Raw genomic sequence first — 25438 nt, 5'->3', positions numbered from 1 at the left:
ACTTTACTCCTCTATTTCTAATGCTTTTCGTACATCTGACTCTGTATAACCAAAAGCATTCAGTTTCTTTAACAGCTGTTTACCATTTGAATGACCAATATGTAATCTTTGCCCTAAAATATCTCGACGTCTTCTGGCATCTGGCCCCATAATTAACCCTAAATCAATTAATACGGATTGATCAATGGACTCTATCTCCTCTGATAAAGGTGTTGATACGTGCGATAACGCCTCTTGAATATCTTGTAGTGATGCATGCTCCACACCAATTTTTCCACGTTTATTCTTTGCTACTTCCCGATTAATAAAAGCATGTTTCACTCCCGGTACGGCGTTACGAATGGTCGTCCGGATTTTATCACCCGGGAAATCAGGGTCAGTCAAAACGATTACGCCTCTAGTTTCTTGAGCATGACGAATAACTTCCAACACTTTTTCATCAATTGCGCTGCCATTTGTTTCAATTGTGTCACAATCAACTGCACGTTTTACTTGTGTCGTATCATCTCTGCCTTCAACAACAATAAATTCATTTATTTTCATATATTTCTCCTCACACTTACACTATTGATCATAGATTAAATAGGCGTTCTGCATTTGCTGTCGTTTGTTTAGCAACCTCTTCGTAACTTATTCCTCGTAACTCTGCAATCTGTTCTGCTACTAACGTAACACGTGCTGGCTCATTGCGCTTACCACGATATGGATGAGGTGACAAATAAGGTGCATCTGTTTCGACCAATAGACGATCTAATGGTACATGCTTCGCTACTTCTTTAGGTTGTTTAGCATTTTTAAAAGTCACTGGCCCTCCTAATGAAATGTGAAAATTCAACTGATTAACAACAATGTCTGCAATTTCTGGTGAGCCACTAAAGCTATGCATAATTCCTCCCACCTCTTCAGCATGCTCTTCCATTAAAATATCAATACAATCTTGTGTTGCTTCACGATTATGAATAATAATCGGAAGTTTCACACGTTTTGCCAATGCAATTTGTTTACGAAATACTTCTTTTTGAATCGTTTTTGGTGATTTATCCCAATGATAATCCAATCCCATTTCTCCAATACCAATCACTTTAGGATGTGACGATAACGCTTCAATCCATGCAAGGCGTTCTTCTGTACAATCTATCGCATCAACAGGGTGCCATCCAATAATTGCGTAAATAAATGAATAGTCCTCAATTAACTTCATCGCACGCTCAATCGTGTCTGTATCAAAACCCACAACGAACATACGGTCTACTCCTGCCTCTTGTGCTCGTGTAATCACTTCTTGCAAATCTTCATCATACTGATCCGCATTCAAATGCACATGTGTATCTATCAACATATTATGACTCCTTTCTTTTATCAAAAAATGCTAATCTTATTTTTTATAATCATTTTCACTTCAAAATAAATAGAACCATGACAGAAAAGAGGTGAGTCCTTCTGTCATGACTTCACCTCTTAATCTTCTTTATTTAATCACTGCACCATTAGGTACAGCATTAGGTAGACTAATTAACGTTAAAACACCGTCTTTCTCAGCTGATAAAATCATACCTTCTGACTTTTGTCCCATTAACTTAGCAGGTTTCAGATTAGTCACCACTGCAACTTTTTTACCAATAATATCTTCTGGTTGATAAAATTGAGCAATGCCAGATATAATCTGACGTTGTTCTTGATCAAGATCAACTTGAATTTTCAAGAGCTTATCTGACTTTTTAATATTTTCAGCGTCAATAATTGTTGCTGCCTTAATCTCTACTTTATCAAAAGATTTAATATCAATCTGTTCTTTCTCTGGTATTACATCTTCTTGTTTTGTTTTTGATGGCTGCATGGATGCTTTAATATAAGCCACTTCTGCCTCCACATCTAATCTTGGGAAAATTGGTGTTGGCTTAGCTGTCACTGTGATAGGTACCGTTAATTGACCATATTTTTCTACACTATCAAATGTAAATAATATGTCATTATTTATATTTAACTGTTTAAAAATCTGTTGTGGTGCATGTGTTAAAAACGGACGTAATAATACTGCTGCAAAACGGATATTTTCAACAAGGTGCACCATGACGTTACCAAGCATTTCTCGCTGCTCAGGATCTTTCGCTAAAATCCACGGTGTTGTTTCGTCAATATATTTATTAGTACGACTGATCAATTTCCACACGGTTGATAATGCCACTGAAAATTGTAAGTTACTCATGCTTTCATGATAAGCTTGGACAGTTTCAAGTGCCATACTTTCCATCTCAGCATCTAAATCGTGTTTTGCACCAGAATATGCCGGCAACTCACCATCAAAATATTTATTAATCATAGAGATTGTTCTATTCACAAGATTTCCTAAATCATTTGCCAAATCATAATTCGTACGTTCAACAAAGGCTTCTGGTGTGAAGACACCATCTGAACCAAATGGTAGTTCTCGCATTAAATAGTAACGTGTTGCATCAAGACCATAACGATCAATGAGTACATTCGGGTCAACCACATTGCCTTTAGATTTGCTCATTTTTCCATCTTTCATCAGAATCCAGCCATGTGCAAACACTTTTTTAGGTAGTGGTAAATCAAGTGCCATTAAAATAATAGGCCAAATAATAGAGTGGAAACGTACAATTTCTTTAGCCATTAAATGTATATCGGCCGGCCAGTAACGACGGAATAATGTATCATCATCTGTCAAATAACCTAGCGCAGAAATATAATTTACTAAGGCATCCAGCCATACATAAACTACATGTTTGGGATCTGATGGTACTTTGACGCCCCAATCAAATGATGTACGTGAGACTGCTAAATCCGCTAGTCCCGGTTTAATAAAGTTATTAATCATTTCATTTTTTCTAGAAGGTGGCTGAATAAACTCTGGATGCTCATCATAAAATGCAAGGAGTCGATCTGTATATTTTGATAGTTTGAAGAAATAGCTCTCTTCCTTAACTAACTCCACTTCATGACCTGAATCCGGGCTTTTCCCTCCAACAATTTTGCCATTCTCATAGATAGGCTCAACAAGCTGTGTCTCTGTGTAATATGTTTCATCCGGAACAGAGTACCAACCTTCATATTCACCAAGATAAATATCTCCTTGTGCAAGAAGCTTTTCAAAAATTTTCTCTACAACCACTTTATGGCGTGATTCTGTTGTACGAATAAAGTCATCATTAGAAATTTCTAATTTCTTCCAAAGTGCCTTAATTTCTGCAATCATATCATCTAAATAGGCAATTTCTGATTTTCCTGCCTTTTGTGCTTTTTCTTGGATTTTTTGACCATGCTCATCTGTTCCTGTTAGATAACGCACATCATAACCTTGCAGACGCTTGTAACGCGCAATAACATCTCCTGCAACAGTAGAATATGCATGCCCGATGTGTAAATTACCACTTGGATAATAAATGGGTGTCGTAACATAAAACGTTTCTTTTACCATCAGCGCTCCTCCTCTTTCCTTATCTCATCTAATATATCGAAATTCACTACTATTTTCAATGTTCTCTCATTGAACAGCATTTAGAAAAACATGCTTTAACTTTTTAAATTTTTCTACGCAAACAAGCTAAACTTCAGGTCTATGCTCAATATTATGATAAATATTATAAATCGTTTGTGTGGGTAGATCTCGATCTTGTGCCACTTGCTTAATCGCTTGCTTAGGCTTTTTTCCCTGATCAACATAGTGGCGTACATGTTCTGAAATAGGCAACGCATCAAACCATGCTGTTGTTTCCTGATATGAAGCACCCTCAATCAAAATAACAAACTCCCCCTTTAAGGGGATCTGCTTATCCAATTGTAAGAGGAGTTCCGATACTTGCCCCGTCACTATTTGTTCAAACTTTTTTGTTAACTCTCGACCTAATGTCACTTGTCTTACGCCATCTATTTTAGCAATAGTTTGCAACGTATCTTTCACTCGAAATGGAGACTCATATAAAATAAGCGTACTGTCTTGATACATACGTGTTTCTAATAGCGCTGATTTTTCACGCGCTTTTCTTGGTAAAAAACCTAAAAATGTATAGGTAAATGATGGTAAACCACTCACCATCAAAGTAGTTAATCCGGCATTAGCACCCGGGATAGGTGTGACGTCAATGCCCTCCTGACGTGCGCGTACAACAAGTTCATAGCCCGGATCAGATATAAGCGGTAATCCCGCATCAGAGACGAGCGCAACATTTTGACCATTACGCAATAATGTAATCAGAGTTTCAGTCATTTGTACCTTGTTATGCTCATGATAGGATTTCAATGGTGTTTCAATTTTAAAATGATGGCATAACTTTTTTGTGACACGTGTATCTTCACAAGCAATAGTATCTACTTCCTGTAATATGCGAATCGCTCGAAACGTCATATCTTCTAAATTACCTATTGGCGTTCCTACTATATATAAATGACTCATACTATCGCTCCTCAATTAAAGCTATTTTTTGTTGTCGTGTCAGTTGCTTTATCGCGTATTCTCTCTTCAATGCTTCTGATTTCGTATCATATGTCTCATAGTACTTAAGACGAACGGGGCGTCTTGTTTTCGTGTATTTTGCGCCTTTGCCTTCATTGTGTTTATGAATGCGTGAGTTTAAATCATTTGTATAACCCGTATATAAAGTATGATCACAACATTCTACAATGTATGTATAATGTTTAACCATAGTAGATACGCCTCATCTCAGCCGTATACTCGTTTTTCTCATCATACATATAAAACGGTGGGGCGATATCCAATCCTTGATTCCCACCTTTTCGACCTTCAACTACGATTGTTTGTGCAGCTTTTCTTGGTTTACTATAAATCATATGTAAGCGTTTGGGCTCTATCTGATAATGGCGCATAGCCGTAAAAACATCTAACATTCGCTCTGCACGATGCACAATTACAATACGACCGCCTTGCTTTAATACATGATTTGCCACGCGTAAACAATCATCTAATGTACAATAGATTTCATGTCGCGCAATTTTATGTGCCTCAATTTGATGTTGATGTGTTTGATTGACTTTAAAATACGGTGGATTACATGTGACTAAATCAAATTGTGCAGGTTTAAAGCTTTGTGGAATGGCATTAATATCCATCTCTTGAACTTGAATACGTGCGTCCAATCCGTTGACCTCAACACTGCGTTGTGCCATATCTACAAGCTGTGATTGGATTTCTACACCCATAATCTTATTTTGTCCTTTATGCGATAACAGCAATGGAATAACACCATTCCCTGTACATAGATCTAAAATATAATCACGTTTACGTACTTGTGTAAAATGACCTAGTAATAAAGCATCGGTAGAAAAGGAAAAAACGTTATCATTTTGAATAATACGCAAGTCTTCTTTTAACAAATAATCAAAACGTTCATTCGCCTGTAACATGATACCCCCATCTACTCCAACTTATCATTAAGTATATTCATACAAAATATACAGTCTTCACCTTTTCGATGTTTACCAAAAACATCGTGACAAATGTGAAAGCCTTCTCGATAAAGAGTCGCAAAATATTCTCGACTTTGAAGTTTCTTCTTTTTAGGTTCTTTTTTTACATCTTGTACACGTTCAACTGGTGGCTCATTGACATCTTGTTGCATTGCCGCTTTTAAGTTATCATTCTCGATTTGCAGTGCAACATTTTCCTCAACGAGGGCAACAGTAAGTGTTTTTAATTCCTGCATGTCTTCGTATACATGGGTCACATTATTTTCCAATTGCATCAAACGTTCGAAGAGTTCATTTCGATCCAACACATTTTCCTCCTTATTTTAATGTCTCCAGTTCTTCAATGTGATATTCTAATAATTGATCCATTCCTTCTAAACGTACTTGCATTGAGACATCAATAATATTCAGTGATACGACTTCTCCTGTTCCTTCTGGAGTTTTAACAGATGTGCCAATATCAGGTAAGCTCGCACGTGCTGACTCATAAAAATCATTTTCATATTTGAGGCAACACATCAGTCTCCCACATGCACCAGATATTTTAGTGGGATTTAATGATAAGTTTTGATCTTTAGCCATTTTTATAGATACCGGTTCAAAGTCACCCAAAAAAGTCGCGCAGCAAAGCGAACGTCCACATGGTCCAATCCCACCGAGTAACTTTGCTTCATCACGGACACCAATCTGCCTTAATTCAATACGTGTTTTTAGTTTTTGAGCAAGCATACGCACAAGTTTACGAAAGTCAATACGCTCGTCTGCTGTAAAGTTAAAAATAACTTTAGCGCGATCTAATGTATATTCACAATTAACCAGACGCATATCCAGTTTAAGTGTACGCACAAACGCTTTACATAGTTCAAATGCTTTATCTGCTAAGTCTTCGTTATGATGATAGGTTTCAATATCGATATCTGTTGCCACACGAAGTATTGATTTTAATGGCAATGTGACATCATTATCGTGAACAGACTTAGGTGCATGCTTTACAACACCCAACTCTATACCTCTCTGTGATTCGACTATGACATATGCGCCTTCTATAACAGAGCATTCCCCTGGATCATAGTATTCTAATGTGTTTGTCTTTTCAAAATAAATACCAGCGACAAAATACACACGCATCACCCTTTCATTTTAATCACAATTTGCTCAAATACTAATGTCGGATTTACATTTTGATTGAGTTTTTTATGTGCTTCTGTAATTGTTTCAATCATATGTGTTAAGTCATCATAATCTATGTGCATTACATACGTACTGTAACTTTCTTGTAACTCAGAAAATGTTACTTTTTCAGACATACCCACTTTAACGTATAACAGGTCTTGAAAATACGCATTCACACCTGCAAGTGTCAACAATTGTAAGCGCCTATTTTTAGCTTGCCTCAATAATTCAATCACACCAATAAGCGCCATCTCTTGTTGATTCAATAACCTTTGACACCATTGCAATATAACTTGCCTAAGTGACATAAGATCATACTCTGTACTTAGAGCAATCGCAACATCAAACTGTGTCGTAAATGTACTTATTAACTCCCCAGTTGGACGTGATACACCTTCTTGTACTAACAAATCAACAAACTTTGTGCGTTGTATTGGCTTAAAATATACGTGTTGGCAACGTGAGTGAATTGTATCCAAAATCTGTTCTGGTTTTGTCGACAATAAAATAGCAATCGTGTTGGGTGGTGGCTCCTCTAAAAATTTCAAAATACTATTTTCACTTTGAATTGTAAGTTTTTCAAAATCTTGAATGATATATACCTTATGATTACTTTCGATCGGTAGACGGTTCATATGATGAATGAGTTGCTCAATATTTTCTTTTTTTATCGTCGTTTCCTCTGTTTGTATATGATGAAAATCTGGATGATTATACTGGGAGACTTTCATATGACATTTTGTGTCCTCTCGACACAGGATAAGCTGCGCAAATGCCATCGCTGTTGAAGTCATCGCTTCTGCATCATCACCTTCAAACAAATAAGCATGAGACAATTTGCCACTATAATATGCTTTTGTTAGCTGTTCAATTTCTGACATTGCACACGGCCCTCCTTGTTATAAATCAAATTCCAATCAATCTACTTTAGCACAAATTTAAAAGGTTGAGGCAGATTGTCTTTCAAGACGCATATACACTGCCACAACCTCTGCTATCACATTTAAAATTGATGAAATGCATCAACTGGCATGACGAAAACTGTCGCCCCACCTACTTCTACTTCTACTGGGTAAGGAATATAAGAGTCTGCACTTCCACCCATTGGTGTAATCGGTGAAACAAGTTGTTCTCTATTGCCACACGTCGTGCGAATCACATCTAAAATTTCATCAACACGATCATCTGCTACACCACACAAGAAAGTTGTATTTCCAGCACGCAAAAAGCCACCTGTCGTTGCGAGCTTTGTTGCACGAAAATTATTTTCAACGAGTTTATCCGACAGTTCTTGGCTATCTTGATCTTGAACAATCGCTATAATCATTTTCATTTGTTACACACCTCTTATCGTTAATTATATCACATCTTAGTTGAGGTCTATACTCACATCAAGTTATTTTTCTAATGATTTTTGTGCAAGTTTTTGCTGAATCGCTGCGATTACATCTGCCGTCACGTCTTCCACTGATCGACTTGCATCGATAACCGTATACCTTTCTGGATGTTTTGCAATTAACTGCCGATAGCCTCCAATCACACGTTCATGAAATGCATAACTCTCTTTGTCCAAACGATTTTGTACACGCTGGTTTGCTTGGATGCGTTCACGACCTAATGCCGCTGGAATATCTAAATAAATTGTCATGTCAGGATAATAGCCTTCAATCGCAAAATCATTAATCATTTGTACATCTTCTACTCCAATATGACGTGCATATCCTTGATAAGCCAAAGAACTATCAACAAAGCGATCACATAATACAACCTTATGACTAGCCAGTGCTGGCATGACTTTCTCTACAAGATGTTCACGACGTGCGGCTGCAAATAGTAGTACTTCTGTTCGCGCATCCACTGCCTCACCTTCTAGCAAGATATTGCGAATGGCTTCTGCTGTTTGAACACCTCCAGGCTCACGTGTTGTGACCACATCATGAGTGAGTGCTAAATGCTGAGCTACTAATTCCAATATAGTTGTTTTTCCAGAACCCTCTGGCCCTTCAATGGTAATAAATAATCCCATATGAGTCATCCTTCACTTTAATTTTCCCTTCCACAAGTCCTTCTATACGAAATCCCTGTGTTATCCAATCATCGATTAATTTTACCATAGATGATGTTACCTTTTCTCCTTTAAGTAAACTCGGTACACCCGGTGGATAAAGTACGAGATGTTGTGCGAGTATCTTTCCGACTGCTTGTGTGAAAGGTATCCAACTTGCACAACTTATATATGTCGGGAGATACTTTCCTCCTCCACTAAATAACTTGGCGTGCGAATGTGTCTTTTGCTTCTCAGCTGTTGGAAGAACCATATGCTGTATACGCTCAATTAATGAATGAAACGGAAAGCTATCTCCTTCATGCCAAAGTGGGAGTATCCATAATACAGAGTGTGAATCTGCCAGCTCAACGTAAATACCCATATTTTCCATACACTGCTGTAATTCTACACCTGAAACACCGGGACAACGAATTAACAACTTTAAAGGATCATCCATTTCGATGACACACAATTTCTTCTGATGTAATATTTGAATAATATGTGTTCGCCTAGCAAAAAAAACATCACTCCTGTATATTTTATAAAATTGATACGCCGATTCTAAACTTGCCATTAATAAATAAGAAGGACTAGAAGATTGAAAAGTTTGTAATAAACGAATGACGTCTTCCTTTCTAGGTGCATCTTTATGTATAAAAAGAATAGAACTCATCGTTAAACTGGGCAAGGTTTTATGAAAAGATTGAACAACATAATCTGCGCCAAAGTTTAATGAAGAGGATGGAAAACCTTCTAAATCAAAATGTGCACCATGTGCCTCATCCACCAATACAGGTGTCTGACTCTGGTGAAATTGTTGGATAATCTGTTTAATATTATAGATTTGCCCATAATAATTGGGATACGTTACAACACCTAGCTTTGCTTTATAAGAATTAATCTGAGAGGGTCTGACATATTGTCCTGTTATATCGTCTGTTTCGGTCGGTAAAATATTGGCAGATTGACCCCCTAAATCAAGTGCATGAAAAACTGATTTGTGTACGTTACGTGCTATAACCACTGACTGCTCTAGTGGTTGAAATGCTTGAATTGTCGCAAGTATTCCACTTGTCGTACCGTTGACGAGAAAATAAGCATCATAATCTGGGTGTCTATCAATTGCAGCCATACTTTCTTTTAGAAGACCATCCGGCTGATGCAAATCATCAAAACCTGTAATTTCCGTTATATCATACTTGGCAGAAACAAAAGACAAGTCACCAATTGTCTGATTTTTATGACCCGGTACATGCATTGAAATTGGTTGCGTTTTTGACCATTTTTCCAAACGATTCTGTAAAGGCCCTTTATTCAAAGTCTTCCCTCCTTATAAAAGATATGTTCTATCTTAAACGAAAAAAAGAGAGGTCACAATGACCTCCCTCAAAATAAAACCTGGCACCGTCCTACTCTTGCGGAACGTAAGTCCGACTACCATCGGCGCTAAAGAGCTTAACTACTGTGTTCGGCATGGGAACAGGTGTGACCTCTTTGCCATAGGCACCAGATAAAAGAATGTTATACATTCAAAACTAGATTGTAAGTATAAAAGTTTCACAAGAGAAACCGAAAGAATAAAAATTGATTAAGTCTTCGATCGATTAGTATTCGTCAGCTCCACGTATCACTACGCTTCCACCTCGAACCTATTGACCTCATCATCTTTGAGGGATCTTATAACCGAAGTTGGGAAATCTCATCTCGAGGGGGGCTTCATGCTTAGATGCTTTCAGCACTTATCCCGTCCATACATAGCTACCCAGCTATGCCGCTGGCGCGACAACTGGTACACCAGAGGTATGTCCATCCCGGTCCTCTCGTACTAAGGACAGCGCCTCTCAAATTTCCTACGCCCACGACGGATAGGGACCGAACTGTCTCACGACGTTCTGAACCCAGCTCGCGTACCGCTTTAATGGGCGAACAGCCCAACCCTTGGGACCGACTACAGCCCCAGGATGCGATGAGCCGACATCGAGGTGCCAAACCTCCCCGTCGATGTGAACTCTTGGGGGAGATAAGCCTGTTATCCCCGGGGTAGCTTTTATCCGTTGAGCGATGGCCCTTCCATGCGGAACCACCGGATCACTAAGTCCGTCTTTCGACCCTGCTCGACTTGTAGGTCTCGCAGTCAAGCTCCCTTATGCCTTTACACTCTATGAATGATTTCCAACCATTCTGAGGGAACCTTTGAGCGCCTCCGTTACACTTTAGGAGGCGACCGCCCCAGTCAAACTGCCCGCCTGACACTGTCTCCCAGCACGATAAGTGCTGCGGGTTAGAAATCCAATACAATTAGGGTAGTATCCCACCAATGCCTCCACGTAAGCTAGCGCTCACGCTTCTAAGGCTCCTACCTATCCTGTACAAACTGTACCGAATTTCAATATCAGGCTACAGTAAAGCTCCACGGGGTCTTTCCGTCCTGTCGCGGGTAACCGGCATCTTCACCGGTACTATGATTTCACCGAGTCTCTCGTTGAGACAGTGCCCAAATCGTTACGCCTTTCGTGCGGGTCGGAACTTACCCGACAAGGAATTTCGCTACCTTAGGACCGTTATAGTTACGGCCGCCGTTTACTGGGGCTTCGATTCGTAGCTTCGCAGAAGCTAACCACTCCTCTTAACCTTCCAGCACCGGGCAGGCGTCAGCCCCTATACGTCACCTTACGGTTTAGCAGAGACCTGTGTTTTTGATAAACAGTCGCTTGGGCCTATTCACTGCGGCTCTTCAGAGCGTGAACCCTAAAGAGCACCCCTTCTCCCGAAGTTACGGGGTCATTTTGCCGAGTTCCTTAACGAGAGTTCGCTCGCTCACCTTAGAATTCTCATCTTGACTACCTGTGTCGGTTTGCGGTACGGGCACCTACTTTCTAGCTAGAGGCTTTTCTCGGCAGTGTGAAATCAACGACTCGAGAAAACGTGTTTTCTCTCCCCATCACAGCTCAGTCTTTATGAGTGCCGGATTTGCCTAACACTCAACCTCACTGCTTGGACGTGCACTCCAACAGCACGCTTCGCCTATCCTACTGCGTCCCCCCATCGCTTAAAACGAAATTAGGTGGTACAGGAATATCAACCTGTTATCCATCGCCTACGCCTGTCGGCCTCAGCTTAGGACCCGACTAACCCAGAGCGGACGAGCCTTCCTCTGGAAACCTTAGTCAATCGGTGGACGGGATTCTCACCCGTCTTTCGCTACTCACACCGGCATTCTCACTTCTAAGCGCTCCACATGTCCTTGCGATCATGCTTCAACGCCCTTAGAACGCTCTCCTACCATTGTCCAAAGGACAATCCACAGCTTCGGTAATATGTTTAGCCCCGGTACATTTTCGGCGCAGTGTCACTCGACTAGTGAGCTATTACGCACTCTTTAAATGATGGCTGCTTCTAAGCCAACATCCTAGTTGTCTGGGCAACGCCACATCCTTTTCCACTTAACATATATTTTGGGACCTTAGCTGGTGGTCTGGGCTGTTTCCCTTTCGAATATGGACCTTATCACCCACATTCTGACTCCCAAGTTAAATTATTTGGCATTCGGAGTTTGTCTGAATTCGGTAACCCGAGAGGGGCCCCTCGTCCAAACAGTGCTCTACCTCCAATAATCATCACTTGAGGCTAGCCCTAAAGCTATTTCGGAGAGAACCAGCTATCTCCAAGTTCGATTGGAATTTCTCCGCTACCCTCAGTTCATCCGCTCACTTTTCAACGTAAGTCGGTTCGGTCCTCCATTCAGTGTTACCTGAACTTCAACCTGACCAAGGGTAGATCACCTGGTTTCGGGTCTACGACCAAATACTCATTCGCCCTATTCAGACTCGCTTTCGCTGCGGCTCCACATTTTCTGCTTAACCTTGCATCAGATCGTAACTCGCCGGTTCATTCTACAAAAGGCACGCCATCACCCATTAACGGGCTCTGACTACTTGTAAGCACACGGTTTCAAGTTCTCTTTCACTCCCCTTCCGGGGTACTTTTCACCTTTCCCTCACGGTACTGGTTCACTATCGGTCACTAGAGAGTATTTAGCCTTAGGAGATGGTCCTCCCAGATTCCGACGGAATTTCACGTGCTCCGTCGTACTCAGGATCCACTCAAGAGTGTCTATGTTTTCGACTACAGGATTATTACCTTCTTTGATTAACCTTTCCAGGTTATTCGTCTAACATAGCCATTTGTAACTCCGTATAGAGTGTCCTACAACCCCAACAAGCAAGCTTGTTGGTTTGGGCTTTTCCCGTTTCGCTCGCCGCTACTCAGGGAATCGATTTTTCTTTCTCTTCCTCCGGGTACTAAGATGTTTCAGTTCTCCGGGTCTACCTTCTCACATGCTATGTATTCACATGTGGATAACACGACATAACTCGTGCTGGGTTCCCCCATTCGGAAATCTCTGGATCAAAGCTTACTTACAGCTCCCCAAAGCATATCGTCGTTAGTAACGTCCTTCATCGGCTTCTAGTGCCAAGGTATTCACCGTGCGCCCTTAATAACTTAATCTTATTGTGATATTGCCAAGTCCAACGACTTGTCAATCACCAGTTATTAATTATGTGAGTCGTCTGTTGACGACTAGCGATAATTTAGTTTCAAGCTTTCGCTATTCACTCGGTTTTGCTTGGTAAAATCATTTATACTTACTTATCTAGTTTTCAATGTACAATATTGAATCCTCAAATATGAGCATTCAAAACTGAATACAATATGTCACGTTAATCCGCTATCATCATCTAAGATGATGTTCCGTATATATCCTTAGAAAGGAGGTGATCCAGCCGCACCTTCCGATACGGCTACCTTGTTACGACTTCACCCCAATCATTTGTCCCACCTTCGACGGCTAGCTCCAAAAGGTTACTCCACCGGCTTCGGGTGTTACAAACTCTCGTGGTGTGACGGGCGGTGTGTACAAGACCCGGGAACGTATTCACCGTAGCATGCTGATCTACGATTACTAGCGATTCCAGCTTCATGTAGTCGAGTTGCAGACTACAATCCGAACTGAGAACATCTTTATGGGATTTGCTTGACCTCGCGGTTTCGCTGCCCTTTGTAATGTCCATTGTAGCACGTGTGTAGCCCAAATCATAAGGGGCATGATGATTTGACGTCATCCCCACCTTCCTCCGGTTTGTCACCGGCAGTCAACTTAGAGTGCCCAACTTAATGATGGCAACTAAGCTTAAGGGTTGCGCTCGTTGCGGGACTTAACCCAACATCTCACGACACGAGCTGACGACAACCATGCACCACCTGTCACTTTGTCCTCCGAAGAGGAAAACACTATCTCTAGTGCGGTCAAAGGATGTCAAGATTTGGTAAGGTTCTTCGCGTTGCTTCGAATTAAACCACATGCTCCACCGCTTGTGCGGGTCCCCGTCAATTCCTTTGAGTTTCAGTCTTGCGACCGTACTCCCCAGGCGGAGTGCTTAATGCGTTAGCTGCAGCACTAAGGGGCGGAAACCCCCTAACACTTAGCACTCATCGTTTACGGCGTGGACTACCAGGGTATCTAATCCTGTTTGATCCCCACGCTTTCGCACATCAGCGTCAGTTGCAGACCAGAAAGCCGCCTTCGCCACTGGTGTTCCTCCATATCTCTGCGCATTTCACCGCTACACATGGAATTCCACTTTCCTCTTCTGCACTCAAGTTTTCCAGTTTCCAATGACCCTCCACGGTTGAGCCGTGGGCTTTCACATCAGACTTAAAAAACCGCCTACGCGCGCTTTACGCCCAATAATTCCGGATAACGCTTGCCACCTACGTATTACCGCGGCTGCTGGCACGTAGTTAGCCGTGGCTTTCTGATTAGGTACCGTCAAGACGTGCACAGTTACTTACACGTTTGTTCTTCCCTAATAACAGAGCTTTACGATCCGAAGACCTTCATCACTCACGCGGCGTTGCTCCGTCAGGCTTTCGCCCATTGCGGAAGATTCCCTACTGCTGCCTCCCGTAGGAGTCTGGACCGTGTCTCAGTTCCAGTGTGGCCGATCACCCTCTCAGGTCGGCTACGTATCGTCGCCTTGGTGAGCCGTTACCTCACCAACTAGCTAATACGGCGCGGGTCCATCTATAAGTGACAGCAAGACCGTCTTTCACTGTTGAACCATGCGGTTCGACATGTTATCCGGCATTAGCCCCGGTTTCCCGGAGTTATTCCAGTCTTATAGGTAGGTTACCCACGTGTTACTCACCCGTCCGCCGCTAACGTCAGAGGTGCAAGCACCTCGTCTGTTCGCTCGACTTGCATGTATTAGGCACGCCGCCAGCGTTCATCCTGAGCCAGGATCAAACTCTCCATAAAAGAAGTAAGCTTGATATAGCTCGTTTGATTGTTTAAGTCAATCACTCTCGAAAGTACTATCGTTAGTACTCAATTTATCGGAATTAACGTTGACATATTGTCATTCAGTTTTCAATGTTCATTTCTTTTGACTCGACAAGAATTAATTATACATAAGTTGCAATGGTAAGTCAACAACTTTTTAAAATTAATTTTTATCTTTTTGTTCGTTGAATGTTTTTCGCTCAACAGAAAATAACTATACAGCGTTATGACCCTTTTAACAACACTAATATTTACACTCTTTATGTTTTTTTGTTATTTAAAGTTGTTTTTACAAAAATAAAATCAGAACTGATAAAAGAGGTATTGTACATACAAATAGTTAGGATTGAAGTTGCTTATTAATTTAAGCATACCTTCAATCCTATTTGGGTACGAGTCACTACATTTCTGTTCGTCCTGATATTGCCTTAGATAAGGTTACTTCATCTGCATATTCTAAATCTCCACCTACCGATAAACCTTGTGCAAGGCGTGTAACACGAATCCCTAATGGTTTGACAAGTCTTGAGAGATACATGGCTGTTGACTCCCCTTCCAAATTTGGATTCATCGCCAATATCAATTCTTCAACTTTTTCATCTTTAAGTCTCTCAACAAGTGATGGAATATTAATATCTTCTGGCCCCACGCCATCCATTGGTGAAATTGTTCCATGAAGTACGTGATATAACCCTTTGTATTCTTTCATCTTTTCCATTGCTATAACATCTTTATCATCTTCAACAACACAAACAATTGAGTCATCTCGATGTTTATCTTCACAAATATAGCAAGGGTCTTGTTCCGTAATGTGTCCGCACACACTGCAATATGTTAATTCTCTTTTAACATCTACCAACGCTTTTGCAAATTGTACAACATCGTCTTCTTTCATATCTAATACATGAAAAGCCAGACGTTGAGCCGTCTTTGGACCAATGCCTGGCAATTTCATAAAGCTATCAATAAGCTTTGATATCGGTTGAGGGTAATGCATCTTACATCAATCCCGGAATGTTGAGCCCTTTAGTATGCTTGCCTAAACGATCTGCCGTTAACTCATCAGCTTTATTCATCGCTTCATTTGTTGCAGCAAGTACAAGGTCTTGTAACATTTCTACATCTTCTGGATCTACTACTTCTTCATTAATAATGACATCCACAACTTCTTTATGACCTGTTACGACAACTTTAACCATGCCGCCACCAGCTGTTCCTTCAATTTTTTCTTCTTTTAACTTATCTTGCTCTTCAGCCATTTTCTTCTGCATTTTTTGCATTTGTTTCATCATTTGCTGCATATTACCGCCACCACGCATAATGTCTTTCCTCCTTAATATATAAGCATTTGTTGATTATTCTCTTATTAGTTCAAGAGCTATGTTCACTCAAGATTCTTTTACAATTATACATACCTTTAACTCTATTGTCATGTATCACCGTCGACTTCATGGACGATATCTTCACCAAAGAGGTCTTTCGCCGTTTGTACGACATTAGACTGTTTTGGAGCCGCTTGCTCATTACTGTTTTCGTGATTAAGTGCATTGCGCTTACGTGTTGTGATATAGTCACTGCGCACTTGCATCCATTTGTCAGCAGGTACACCTACTGCTTCGACAGATTTATTAATAATATCTTTAATGACTTTTTCTACACTACGTCGCTTTTCTTCATCTTTTTTTAATATTTCACAATGAATCTCTTCTTCAAACTTAATCAACACTTTATCTTCACTTGCTGCAACAGGTTCAGAATTTTGAAGCAAGCTGACAAGCGCTTTTTGCTCACGATCTTTAGCATACTGAATCACATCTAGCCAACGCTCTTTAATACGCGCGATGTCTTCTTTATTTGCCTTGTCTAACACCTTAGCTATACGTTCAACTGAATATGTTGCTGAATCTCCTCGTCGTCTCGGAGATTGCTGTTTCGTTGTTGAAGTACGTGAACCTCCTTGAGATTTCAGAGTGTTCACCTCTGCTTCCAAAGCTTCTAATCGCTTAACTAGTACCGTGTCAGCTGGTGTTTCTAGGTGTTGTTTGGAATCTATATGACTTTGTTCTTTGATCATTTCAGATAGTTTAACAAGCAAAACTTCAAAGTGAACGTTTTGATTTACACTAAAGCGAATAGACACAAGTGTATCATTAATGACATCTATCATTTGATACAGTATGTTAAGTGATAGATGCGCTAGCCCATCATAATCAGTGGGATGCTTTGTTGTTTTTGCCATAATGGTATCACGTACAAAGTAAATCATATCATTGATTAAACGATTGACTTCTTTTCCTTGACTTACAAAAGCATGGTAACGCTCAAAAGCTGCATGTACATCACCTTGTACAACATCTTTTAACAATGCATTTAAATCTGCTTCAGCTAAACTTCCTGTAACATCAAGCGCATCTTGTAACGTTAGTCGCTCATCCCCAAAGGCAATGGCTTGATCCATAATGCTAAGTGCATCTCGCATACCGCCCTCAGAAGCTTTGGCAATAAATTCTAAAGCCGACTCATCATATGTAATCTTTTGATATTCAGCAACGTATCTTAAACGTGATATAATTTGCCCTTGATTAATCGCTTTAAAGTCAAATCGCTGTGCACGTGAAATAATCGTGGGTGGGATTTTATGAGGCTCCGTTGTTGCTAAAATGAATATTGCATGTGCAGGAGGTTCTTCGAGTGTTTTTAACAACGCGTTAAATGCCCCTGTTGTCAGCATATGGACTTCATCAATAATATATACTTTATATTTCGATTCACTCGGTGCATATTTTACTTTATCACGAATGTTCCGTATTTCATCTACACCATTATTACTCGCAGCATCTATCTCAATCACGTCTGAGTTGGTACCTCGTGTGATACCTCGACAAGTTGGACAAGTATTACACGGCTCACCATCATCACGTTCTTCACAATTGATCGCCTTCGCAAAGATTTTAGCAATACTTGTTTTCCCTGTACCTCTAGGGCCGCTAAAAATATAGGCATGTGATTGTTTCCCTTTTGCAATAGCGTTTTTCAACGTTTTCGTAACATGTTCTTGACCCACTATGTCTTCAAAACTTTGCGGCCTAAACATACGATATAGCGCTTGATAGTCCATTTTAGCACCTCCGATTTACAATGCCTTTATTATACCATGTTCACTTCAATTTAGAAGTAACACCAAACGCTAACATACTCAAAATCCTTATTGTTCTCTAGCGACCACTAAAAATAGTAACGTGTTCACTCCGTATTTTAAACCATACATTTGTACTTATTATCTCTGTACAATGAATGCTTGCTAATCTAAAAATATTGTAAGTAAGTTATTTTTGCATAAAAGGATCAGGATAACGTACCATACCATGCGGATGGTCTTCCAATGTATCCCACAAAAATTTTACTCGGAACATATCTCGTGGTACATCAAATGGCGACATAATATTATAGTTTGCAGCAACATCATAACCAAGCTGTGCATAATAGTCTGCATGTCCTAATACAACAATAGTTGTGTATTCTTGTGTATAAGCACGCTCTTCTAAAGCTTGAACAAGTGCTTTGCCAATACCTTTATTTTGATATGGAGGAGCAACAGATAACGGGGCTAACGCCAACGCTCTGTATGTTTCTGTCTCACTATGGATAGTGACTTCACTACACATTGCGTGACCAATCACTTCCCCATCCTCTGTTTTAGCAATCACTTCTAACTCATAGCGATAATCTGGCGCCATACGCAGTGCCTTAACCAATTGTGCTTCACGATGATTTGACTCTGTCACATCTTCAAAAGCACGTGTAATCATTTCAAGTGACGGATCATAATCTACTTCCGTTAATGTACTAATAAATACAGACATCTTTCTACCTCCCATTCAATACTTCATCTTATCAAAAGGATTATAACAAGTATAACATTATCTAAAACCACAAAAATAGAGTTGAAATAACAGCACCCTAGTGCATTATCTCAACTCTTTTTATCACAATTTTATTATATACATATTCAAACCGTGCACCTTTGTGTTGAACGTGCATCATAAACGTTACCAAAGTCGATAGCTAAATCTCGGCTACCCCACGGCACATATGAGAATCCACTTAATGCTGCTTCCGTCAGGACCTGACATGGTTCATGGGTTCATATTGCATGGGACCGAAATCTTCAAACACCTCGTGCTTTGGGCAGACTTCACAAATACACGTCCGCGACAAAGGAATTCAGCCTCGCATAAAGCGGTTTTCGAGTTTAGGGAACCGCTACCTCCCCGCTTAGCACGGTACGATTAATCATACTATATATGCACTTTATATTGCAAGTGTAACACCATATATTCACAATTATTTTTGACGTCTTGAGAAATCAACAAATCGAAATTCTGTTGCAATATGTTTAGAGACATTGTATTGGAATTGTGTTGTATCTTTTAAATGCACAATCCCTCGAACAGTTGCTGTATATTGAGGGGTGACATTACCAAACACTTCTTTCTCCATTTCGCCAAATGGTTCAAAAGTAATGGATTTACTTGAAAAACTAATCTCATACCCTTTGACCTGTTCAACATAGTTATATAACGAATCTGCCATAATCTCTCGCGTCAAATCAGGAAATAAGTCATATAAAATATAGTCTTCATCAATGATTTTTGTTATACCTTCAACTTTTCTATGACGCACCACGTGCCATAAATAACGTTCTCCTGTAATATTCAACGCTTGCTTTACATGAGGAACATCTCTTGCAGCAATACGTTCAAAAACAACCACACTTGTCTGATGTTTTGTCCCCTTCTGTTGCTGTACTTCTTTAAAACTCACTAAATCTGCAAACGGAAATTCTGTTACTCCACGATAAATAACCACTGAACCTTTGCCACGAATTTTTTGTATCATTCCATCTGAAACGAGCATGTTCAAACTTTTCCGAACTGTTTCACGTGATACATGATATTGTTCTACAAGTTGATGTTCTGAAGGGAGTTGTGCACCATATTCATATATACCATCAATAATCGCCATACGCATTTGCTCATAAATATACTTAAACTTATTTTGCCTTTTCATGCTCTACGTCTACCTCTTAATTTACTTCTACGGAAATAACATACGACGCATACGGCTCAAGGTACTCTTCTGTGACCGACCCATTTTGAATAATCGTATCACCAGACAGAGCTGCTAAATCTTCTGGCAAGTATGCAACTGTATCAGTCATATTAGCAACAACTGTCCATATTTCACCTTTATAATGACGTTCATACACAAACAACTGTGGATGTTCCATATAACGTGGCACGATATTCCCATATGTAATAATATCATGTGTATGACGCAGTTCAATTAGGTGTTTATACGTATACAAAATCGAATCAGGGTCTGCCATCGCCGCCTCTACATTAATTGTTTCATAGTTAGATGCTACATCAATCCATGGTGTCCCCGTAGTAAAACCGGCATGCTTATCTGCTGACCATTGCATAGGTGTGCGCGAGTTGTCTCGAGACTTCTGTCCAAGAATCGCTAAAACTTCTGCCTCACTATAACCTTTCGATTTTAAGGTCTGATATGCATTCAATGATTCAACATCTCTATATTGATTGATCGATGTAAAATGCGGATCTGTCATACCGATTTCTTCACCTTGATAAATATAAGGTGTACCTTGTAATAAATGTAACACAATTGCAAGTGTTTTCGCGCTTTGTTGACGTGTTTCTTCATCTATATCCTTCCCAAATCTTGAAACAACACGTGGTTGGTCGTGATTACACCAAAATATCGCATTCCAACCACCGCCCTTATAAATGCCTGTCTGCCATTCCATCAATATGGTTTTAAGTTGTTGTAAATCAAATTTTTCATTCGTCCACTTCTCACCATCTTTATAATCAACCTTTAAATGATGAAAATTAAAAACACTATTCAATTCATGACGTTCTGGCTTTGTATAGTTGATACAATGATCAATCGTTGTGGACGACATCTCTCCTACGGTCATTAAGTCTTTGCCTCCAAATGTCGCCCTATTCATTTCGTGGATATACTCATGGACACGTGGGCCATCTGTGTAAAATTCTTTTCCAATGTCTTCAGAGTCTACAAAGTCGCCTTTTGAAATCAAGTTAATCACATCAAAACGAAATCCATCCACCCCAAAGTCAATCCAATGATTAATCACTTTATATAACGCTTCTCTTACTTTAGGATTATCCCAGTTAAGATCGGCTTGTGTTACATCAAATAAATGTAAATAATATTCAGCCGTCTGCGCATCGTATTGCCAAGCATTACCTCCAAACTTAGATTCCCAATTTGTTGGTGACCCCTGTTCAGATGATTTAAAGAAGTAGTAATCCCGATATGGACTTTCTTTAGATTGCCTTGCTGCTTCAAACCATGCATGTTCCGTTGAAGTATGATTAATCACAATATCCAACATAATTTTTAACCCACGTGCATGTGCTTCATCGACTAATTCACGTAAGTCTGATTCATTACCAAACTGCGCGTTAATTTGATAATAATCACGAATATCATATCCATTATCATTCATTGGCGAATCATAAATCGGTGTTAGCCACAAATAATCTACACCTAAAAAATTTAGATAATCAAGCTTGTTAATAATACCTCGAATATCACCTTCTCCATTGCCTGTCGTATCGTTAAATGATTTTGGATAAATTTGATAAACTACGGATTTTCTCCAATCTTGTTGCGTCATTACCACAGCCACCTTTTATGATTTTCTTCTTCACATTAAAGAGATTTATCTTGAGTATCTACTATTTCTTTTGTTTTTTCACGTATAAACTTCGATAAAATAACTGTCAAAATTGCTGGTACAATAGCTGAAATTACCGTTGCCACTCCAAATACGCCCCAGAATTCACGATTAATAGAGATGATTGCTGGAAGACCGCCTACACCAACTTTTCCTAGTACACCAGCAGCACCAATCAAGGCCCCCGTGAACATTGTCGTAATAATTGCTGCAAAGAATGGATATTTCAATGGTAGATTCACACCAAACATGGCTGGCTCTGTCACGCCTAAAAAACCTGACAAACTTGATGTTGCTGCTAACCCACGTTCTTTATGCATTTGGCGCTTTTTGAAGACGTACCATGCTCCTAATGCAGCTGAACCTTGTGCAATATTCGACTGTGCCAAAATAGGCCATAAATATGTACCTTGTAATTCACTACCGATCAATTGAAAATCCACTGCTAAGAACATATGATGTAAGCCTGTAATAACGAGAGGTGCATAAACTAAACCATAAATACCTCCACCGAGCCATCCTGCCGTATCAAATAACCAAGTCACAGCCACCGTAATACCTGTACCTATCCATAAAGCAGCCGGTCCAATAACTAAGAAAGCTAAGAAGCCTGTAATTAATAATGCAACAGGTCCCACAACTAACAACTTAATAGCATCTGGTACAACTCTATTTAATACTTTTTCAATTCGTGCGAGTACATACGCTGCAATTAGTACTGGTAACACTTGACCTTGATAGTTAAGTTGCTCAATCTCTAATCCGAATAGTTTCCAAGTGGGAATATCATCAGTCGTCCCAATAGCATATTGTGATAACAACTGTGGATGCATCAACACAAGTCCTAATACTATACCAAGCACTGGATTACCACCGAATACACGCATTGCACTCCAGCCTACAAGTGCAGGTAAAAATATAAATGCGGTTGTTGCAATAACATTAATAATATCCGCTATATCTGCAATTTGAGGAAAGCGTTCAATAATCGACGGTGCACCATTTGCCCCTTTCATCGTTAATACATTATTAATCCCCAACAACAAACCTGCTGTTACGATAGCTGGTAGTATAGGAATAAACACATCACCTAACAACTTAATTAAACGTTGAAGCGGATGACCTTTTTTGGCTGCTTGAGCCTTTGCTTCTTCTTTAGAAACTGCTTGTGTCCCCGTTTCTCGTATAAAAATTTTATACACTTCATCCACTGTCCCTGGACCAATAACAATTTGATATTGGTTGTCAGCTTTAAACTGCCCTTTTACAAGTGGGTTATCACTCAATCTTTCCTTATCTACTTGATTATCATCATTTAACACCAATCTCAAACGCGTTACGCAATGTGTTGCTGACTGTAAATTATCAGCACCCCCTATCGCTTCAATAATGTCTTGCACATCCATTTGTTTCACTGCCACATTAATCACTCCTTAGCCCTTAGACTTGTATAGACAAATTATAGCTTGTCTATACAAGTATTGTAAAGGCTTTCAATATATTTTGTTTTTATTTATTTCTTTTTCTCTTTTATATAGTAAAAAGACACAACATTTTCGCTCTAAAAGTTGTGTCTTTACGATATTTATTAGATTATCAATTTACTTTAGAAAAAGAAGCTCACCATAACTAATGTACTAATTCCAGCTAAAATACAATACAACATCGCTGGTCCAAGTGTTTTACTAATCACACTTCCTTCTTTACCAGACATATTTACTACGGCACATACAGCTACTACATTATGAACACAAATCATATTACCCGCCGCTGCTCCAATGACTTGTGCACCTAAAATCGTATAAGGATCAGCACCAATCGCCGTAGCAATATTGGCTTGAATCGGTGCGAATGTCAACGTTGATACAGTCGCACTGCCAGTAATAAACGAACCAAGCGCACCTAAAAACGGGGCAATAACTAACCAAACATCACCAAATGTATGCGCCATACCCTGTGCAATAAATTCTGGCATACTTAATAACTCATTTGTGTTCAGAGCAGAGTTACTAAATACATGCACCATTGCAAGTGTCGCAATCAATGTAATACCTGTTACACGAATTGTCTTAGCTGATAAACGGCAGGCTTTTGTGAAGTTACGAATGGATTTGCGTTGAATAATAACAGCTAAAAAGGCAGATATAAGCAATATTGTTCCGGGAGAGTAAAGAAGCTCCCAACTTGATGAAATACTCTCATAACCTAATATCTCATTCCATGACAAATTGAATACAGCAGTCGTAAAATCTTTGACTGGTTCAATCACACGTGTTAACAATAGCAAGCCAACTACAATTAAATATGGAGACCATGCAGATAACAAACTCATATCATGCTGTGTTGTATCAGCTGTTGTATCATAATCATCTGTCAATGCATCTTGCCAAATTGTTGTTGGAACGAGTATTCCTTTTCTTGCTGTATATACTGCTACAATTAAAACGGTTAATGGTGTAAGAATAGATACAAACTCTGGCCCAGTAAGTAGTGCATATACCCATGCCATTACAACATAAATTGCACCGATAAAAAGTGTCCACGGTAAAATTTCTAAAATTGCCTTTCCTTTTTTTCCTTTACCAAAAAAGACAACCATTGTCGCAACTAATATGAGTGGTATTAACATCCCACTCAGTAACTCAACCGTTGTTACACGAACAGCTGTTGTTTGAAACAATGCATCATCAGCATCTTTTAGTGTACTTAGCCCAACCAATATAGGCGTCCCTACTGCGCCAAACGAAACAGATACACTATCAGCAATAAGTGCTGTGACAACACTTGTTAAAGGTTTAAAACCAAGTGCAACCATTAAAGGTGCTGTAACCATCGCTGGTGTCCCAAAGCCTGATGCACCCTCAATTAATGAACCAAACAAAAATGCCACAATAATAACTTGTACACGCATATCGTGTGACACATTTTGAAAACCCGCATTAATACGTGCAACTGCATTTGTTTCTCTCAATGTATTCAATAATGTTAACGCACCGAATAAAATTAAAATAATTGTTAATGTTTTATGTACACCTTGTAAAAAAGATGCCGTAATTACATTGCCTTCGATGCCCCATACAAAGTAGCCCAATAGAGTCACAATAATCGCACTAATTGTCATCCCCACAAGAGCAGACATGCGTAAAACAACCAGACAAATAAATGGTACGATTACTGCACTTAACGCAACGAGCATTAATAAAACATTCATCTTAATTCCCCCAATTAAATAACCTTCGCCACAGACATCAGATGACCCTATGACTAATTCAACCAAATTGTAAGCGTTTTTTTGTGTGAATTCAACATTTATATTATTAAATTTTAATTTATTGTTAATAAGTTTATAGAAAATTACTTTTTTCGACAATTTCCAAGTTTTTTATTGAAATAGATTAAAGTATAAAAGTTTCTAACTTATTTTCAACATTAAAGTTACAAATTACTTTAAATATTTAAATTGGTATGTGTATACTCAATCAAAAGCATTGATATATTTACTATAAAACAGCTATATTTCCTATAAATCGTTTAATTCTCTCTGTTTTTACAGTGTCACTCTATAAATTTTCATTGTATAAACATATATCATTTAAAATCAAAAAAGAGTGGTATATAATAGAAAATATCAAGGTAAACC

20 protein-coding genes, 3 rRNA genes and 1 other RNA gene are annotated in these 25438 nt (G+C 39.4%); all 24 read right to left on the bottom strand.

The features are described from left to right. Positions 1 to 3 precede the first annotated feature (3 nt). The 24 genes from rnmV to FGL66_RS00380 all read right to left on the bottom strand — a co-directional run bounded on the left by rnmV (position 4) and on the right by FGL66_RS00380 (position 25009). Complete coding sequence (gene rnmV / locus FGL66_RS00495) at positions 4 to 543, bottom strand: ribonuclease M5 (protein WP_180809682.1); 540 nt, start codon at positions 541 to 543, stop codon at positions 4 to 6. A gap of 28 nt (positions 544 to 571) precedes the next feature. Then, positions 572 to 1339: a TatD family hydrolase gene (locus tag FGL66_RS00490; protein ID WP_180809681.1), complete on the bottom strand. Its 768-nt coding sequence runs from the start codon at positions 1337 to 1339 to the stop codon at positions 572 to 574. A gap of 129 nt (positions 1340 to 1468) precedes the next feature. Next, entirely contained in the window at positions 1469 to 3439 is a 1971-nt protein-coding gene (gene metG / locus FGL66_RS00485) for a methionine--tRNA ligase (protein ID WP_180809680.1), read from the bottom strand. Positions 3440 to 3565: 126 nt separating this feature from the next. Next, positions 3566 to 4414, bottom strand: coding sequence for a 16S rRNA (cytidine(1402)-2'-O)-methyltransferase (gene rsmI, locus FGL66_RS00480; RefSeq protein WP_180809679.1), 849 nt, complete (start codon positions 4412 to 4414; stop codon positions 3566 to 3568). Position 4415: 1 nt separating this feature from the next. After that, on the bottom strand, positions 4416 to 4664 hold the full coding sequence (locus FGL66_RS00475) for a GIY-YIG nuclease family protein (protein WP_180809678.1): 249 nt from the start codon (positions 4662 to 4664) through the stop codon (positions 4416 to 4418). After that, positions 4657 to 5382 carry a tRNA1(Val) (adenine(37)-N6)-methyltransferase gene (locus FGL66_RS00470; RefSeq protein ID WP_180809677.1) on the bottom strand — a complete coding sequence of 242 codons (726 nt, stop codon included), beginning with the start codon at positions 5380 to 5382 and terminating at the stop codon, positions 4657 to 4659. Before FGL66_RS00470 ends, FGL66_RS00475 begins: the two co-directional genes overlap by 8 nt. Before the next feature lie 11 nt (positions 5383 to 5393). After that, complete coding sequence (gene yabA / locus FGL66_RS00465) at positions 5394 to 5750, bottom strand: DNA replication initiation control protein YabA (RefSeq protein ID WP_180809676.1); 357 nt, start codon at positions 5748 to 5750, stop codon at positions 5394 to 5396. A gap of 13 nt (positions 5751 to 5763) precedes the next feature. Further along, entirely contained in the window at positions 5764 to 6573 is an 810-nt protein-coding gene (locus FGL66_RS00460; protein WP_374757664.1) for a PSP1 domain-containing protein, read from the bottom strand. Beyond that, complete coding sequence (locus FGL66_RS00455) at positions 6573 to 7499, bottom strand: DNA polymerase III delta subunit-related protein (protein ID WP_180809674.1); 927 nt, start codon at positions 7497 to 7499, stop codon at positions 6573 to 6575. Before FGL66_RS00455 ends, FGL66_RS00460 begins: the two co-directional genes overlap by 1 nt. A gap of 122 nt (positions 7500 to 7621) precedes the next feature. After that, positions 7622 to 7951 carry a cyclic di-AMP receptor DarA gene (gene darA, locus FGL66_RS00450; RefSeq protein WP_180809673.1) on the bottom strand — a complete coding sequence of 110 codons (330 nt, stop codon included), beginning with the start codon at positions 7949 to 7951 and terminating at the stop codon, positions 7622 to 7624. A gap of 63 nt (positions 7952 to 8014) precedes the next feature. After that, positions 8015 to 8644, bottom strand: coding sequence for a dTMP kinase (gene tmk, locus FGL66_RS00445; RefSeq protein ID WP_180809672.1), 630 nt, complete (start codon positions 8642 to 8644; stop codon positions 8015 to 8017). Continuing rightward, positions 8622 to 9983, bottom strand: coding sequence for an aminotransferase class I/II-fold pyridoxal phosphate-dependent enzyme (locus tag FGL66_RS00440; protein WP_180809671.1), 1362 nt, complete (start codon positions 9981 to 9983; stop codon positions 8622 to 8624). Before FGL66_RS00440 ends, tmk begins: the two co-directional genes overlap by 23 nt. Before the next feature lie 78 nt (positions 9984 to 10061). Next, positions 10062 to 10176 (bottom strand): 5S ribosomal RNA (gene rrf, locus FGL66_RS00435). A gap of 73 nt (positions 10177 to 10249) precedes the next feature. Then, a 23S ribosomal RNA gene (locus FGL66_RS00430) occupies positions 10250 to 13174 on the bottom strand. 259 nt (positions 13175 to 13433) lie between these two features. Then, positions 13434 to 14984: ribosomal RNA gene (locus tag FGL66_RS00425) — 16S ribosomal RNA — on the bottom strand. Together the 16S, 23S and 5S rRNA genes form the textbook arrangement of a ribosomal RNA operon. A 424-nt stretch (positions 14985 to 15408) precedes the next feature. Next, positions 15409 to 16005: a recombination mediator RecR gene (gene recR / locus FGL66_RS00420; RefSeq protein ID WP_180809670.1), complete on the bottom strand. Its 597-nt coding sequence runs from the start codon at positions 16003 to 16005 to the stop codon at positions 15409 to 15411. A gap of 1 nt (position 16006) precedes the next feature. Continuing rightward, positions 16007 to 16327 carry a YbaB/EbfC family nucleoid-associated protein gene (locus FGL66_RS00415; RefSeq protein WP_044361061.1) on the bottom strand — a complete coding sequence of 107 codons (321 nt, stop codon included), beginning with the start codon at positions 16325 to 16327 and terminating at the stop codon, positions 16007 to 16009. Positions 16328 to 16437: 110 nt separating this feature from the next. After that, positions 16438 to 18126 carry a DNA polymerase III subunit gamma/tau gene (dnaX, locus tag FGL66_RS00410; protein WP_180809669.1) on the bottom strand — a complete coding sequence of 563 codons (1689 nt, stop codon included), beginning with the start codon at positions 18124 to 18126 and terminating at the stop codon, positions 16438 to 16440. 208 nt (positions 18127 to 18334) lie between these two features. Continuing rightward, complete coding sequence (locus FGL66_RS00405) at positions 18335 to 18871, bottom strand: GNAT family N-acetyltransferase (RefSeq protein WP_180809668.1); 537 nt, start codon at positions 18869 to 18871, stop codon at positions 18335 to 18337. Positions 18872 to 19022: 151 nt separating this feature from the next. Then, positions 19023 to 19292, bottom strand: an RNA gene (gene ffs / locus FGL66_RS00400) — signal recognition particle sRNA large type. Positions 19293 to 19352: 60 nt separating this feature from the next. Next, complete coding sequence (gene treR, locus FGL66_RS00395; protein ID WP_180809667.1) at positions 19353 to 20078, bottom strand: trehalose operon repressor; 726 nt, start codon at positions 20076 to 20078, stop codon at positions 19353 to 19355. Between the two features lie 16 nt (positions 20079 to 20094). Next, positions 20095 to 21738, bottom strand: coding sequence for an alpha,alpha-phosphotrehalase (treC, locus tag FGL66_RS00390; RefSeq protein ID WP_180809666.1), 1644 nt, complete (start codon positions 21736 to 21738; stop codon positions 20095 to 20097). A 35-nt stretch (positions 21739 to 21773) separates the two neighbouring features. Next, positions 21774 to 23219: a PTS system trehalose-specific EIIBC component gene (gene treP / locus FGL66_RS00385; protein WP_180809665.1), complete on the bottom strand. Its 1446-nt coding sequence runs from the start codon at positions 23217 to 23219 to the stop codon at positions 21774 to 21776. A 185-nt stretch (positions 23220 to 23404) separates the two neighbouring features. Beyond that, complete coding sequence (locus tag FGL66_RS00380; protein WP_180809664.1) at positions 23405 to 25009, bottom strand: L-lactate permease; 1605 nt, start codon at positions 25007 to 25009, stop codon at positions 23405 to 23407. Positions 25010 to 25438: the final 429 nt, after the last annotated feature.

Source organism: Staphylococcus sp. 17KM0847 (assembly GCF_013463155.1).
GTDB lineage: Bacteria > Bacillota > Bacilli > Staphylococcales > Staphylococcaceae > Staphylococcus.
Note: the sequence above shows the minus strand (reverse complement) of the source record. Positions and strands in the feature narration are given on the sequence as shown.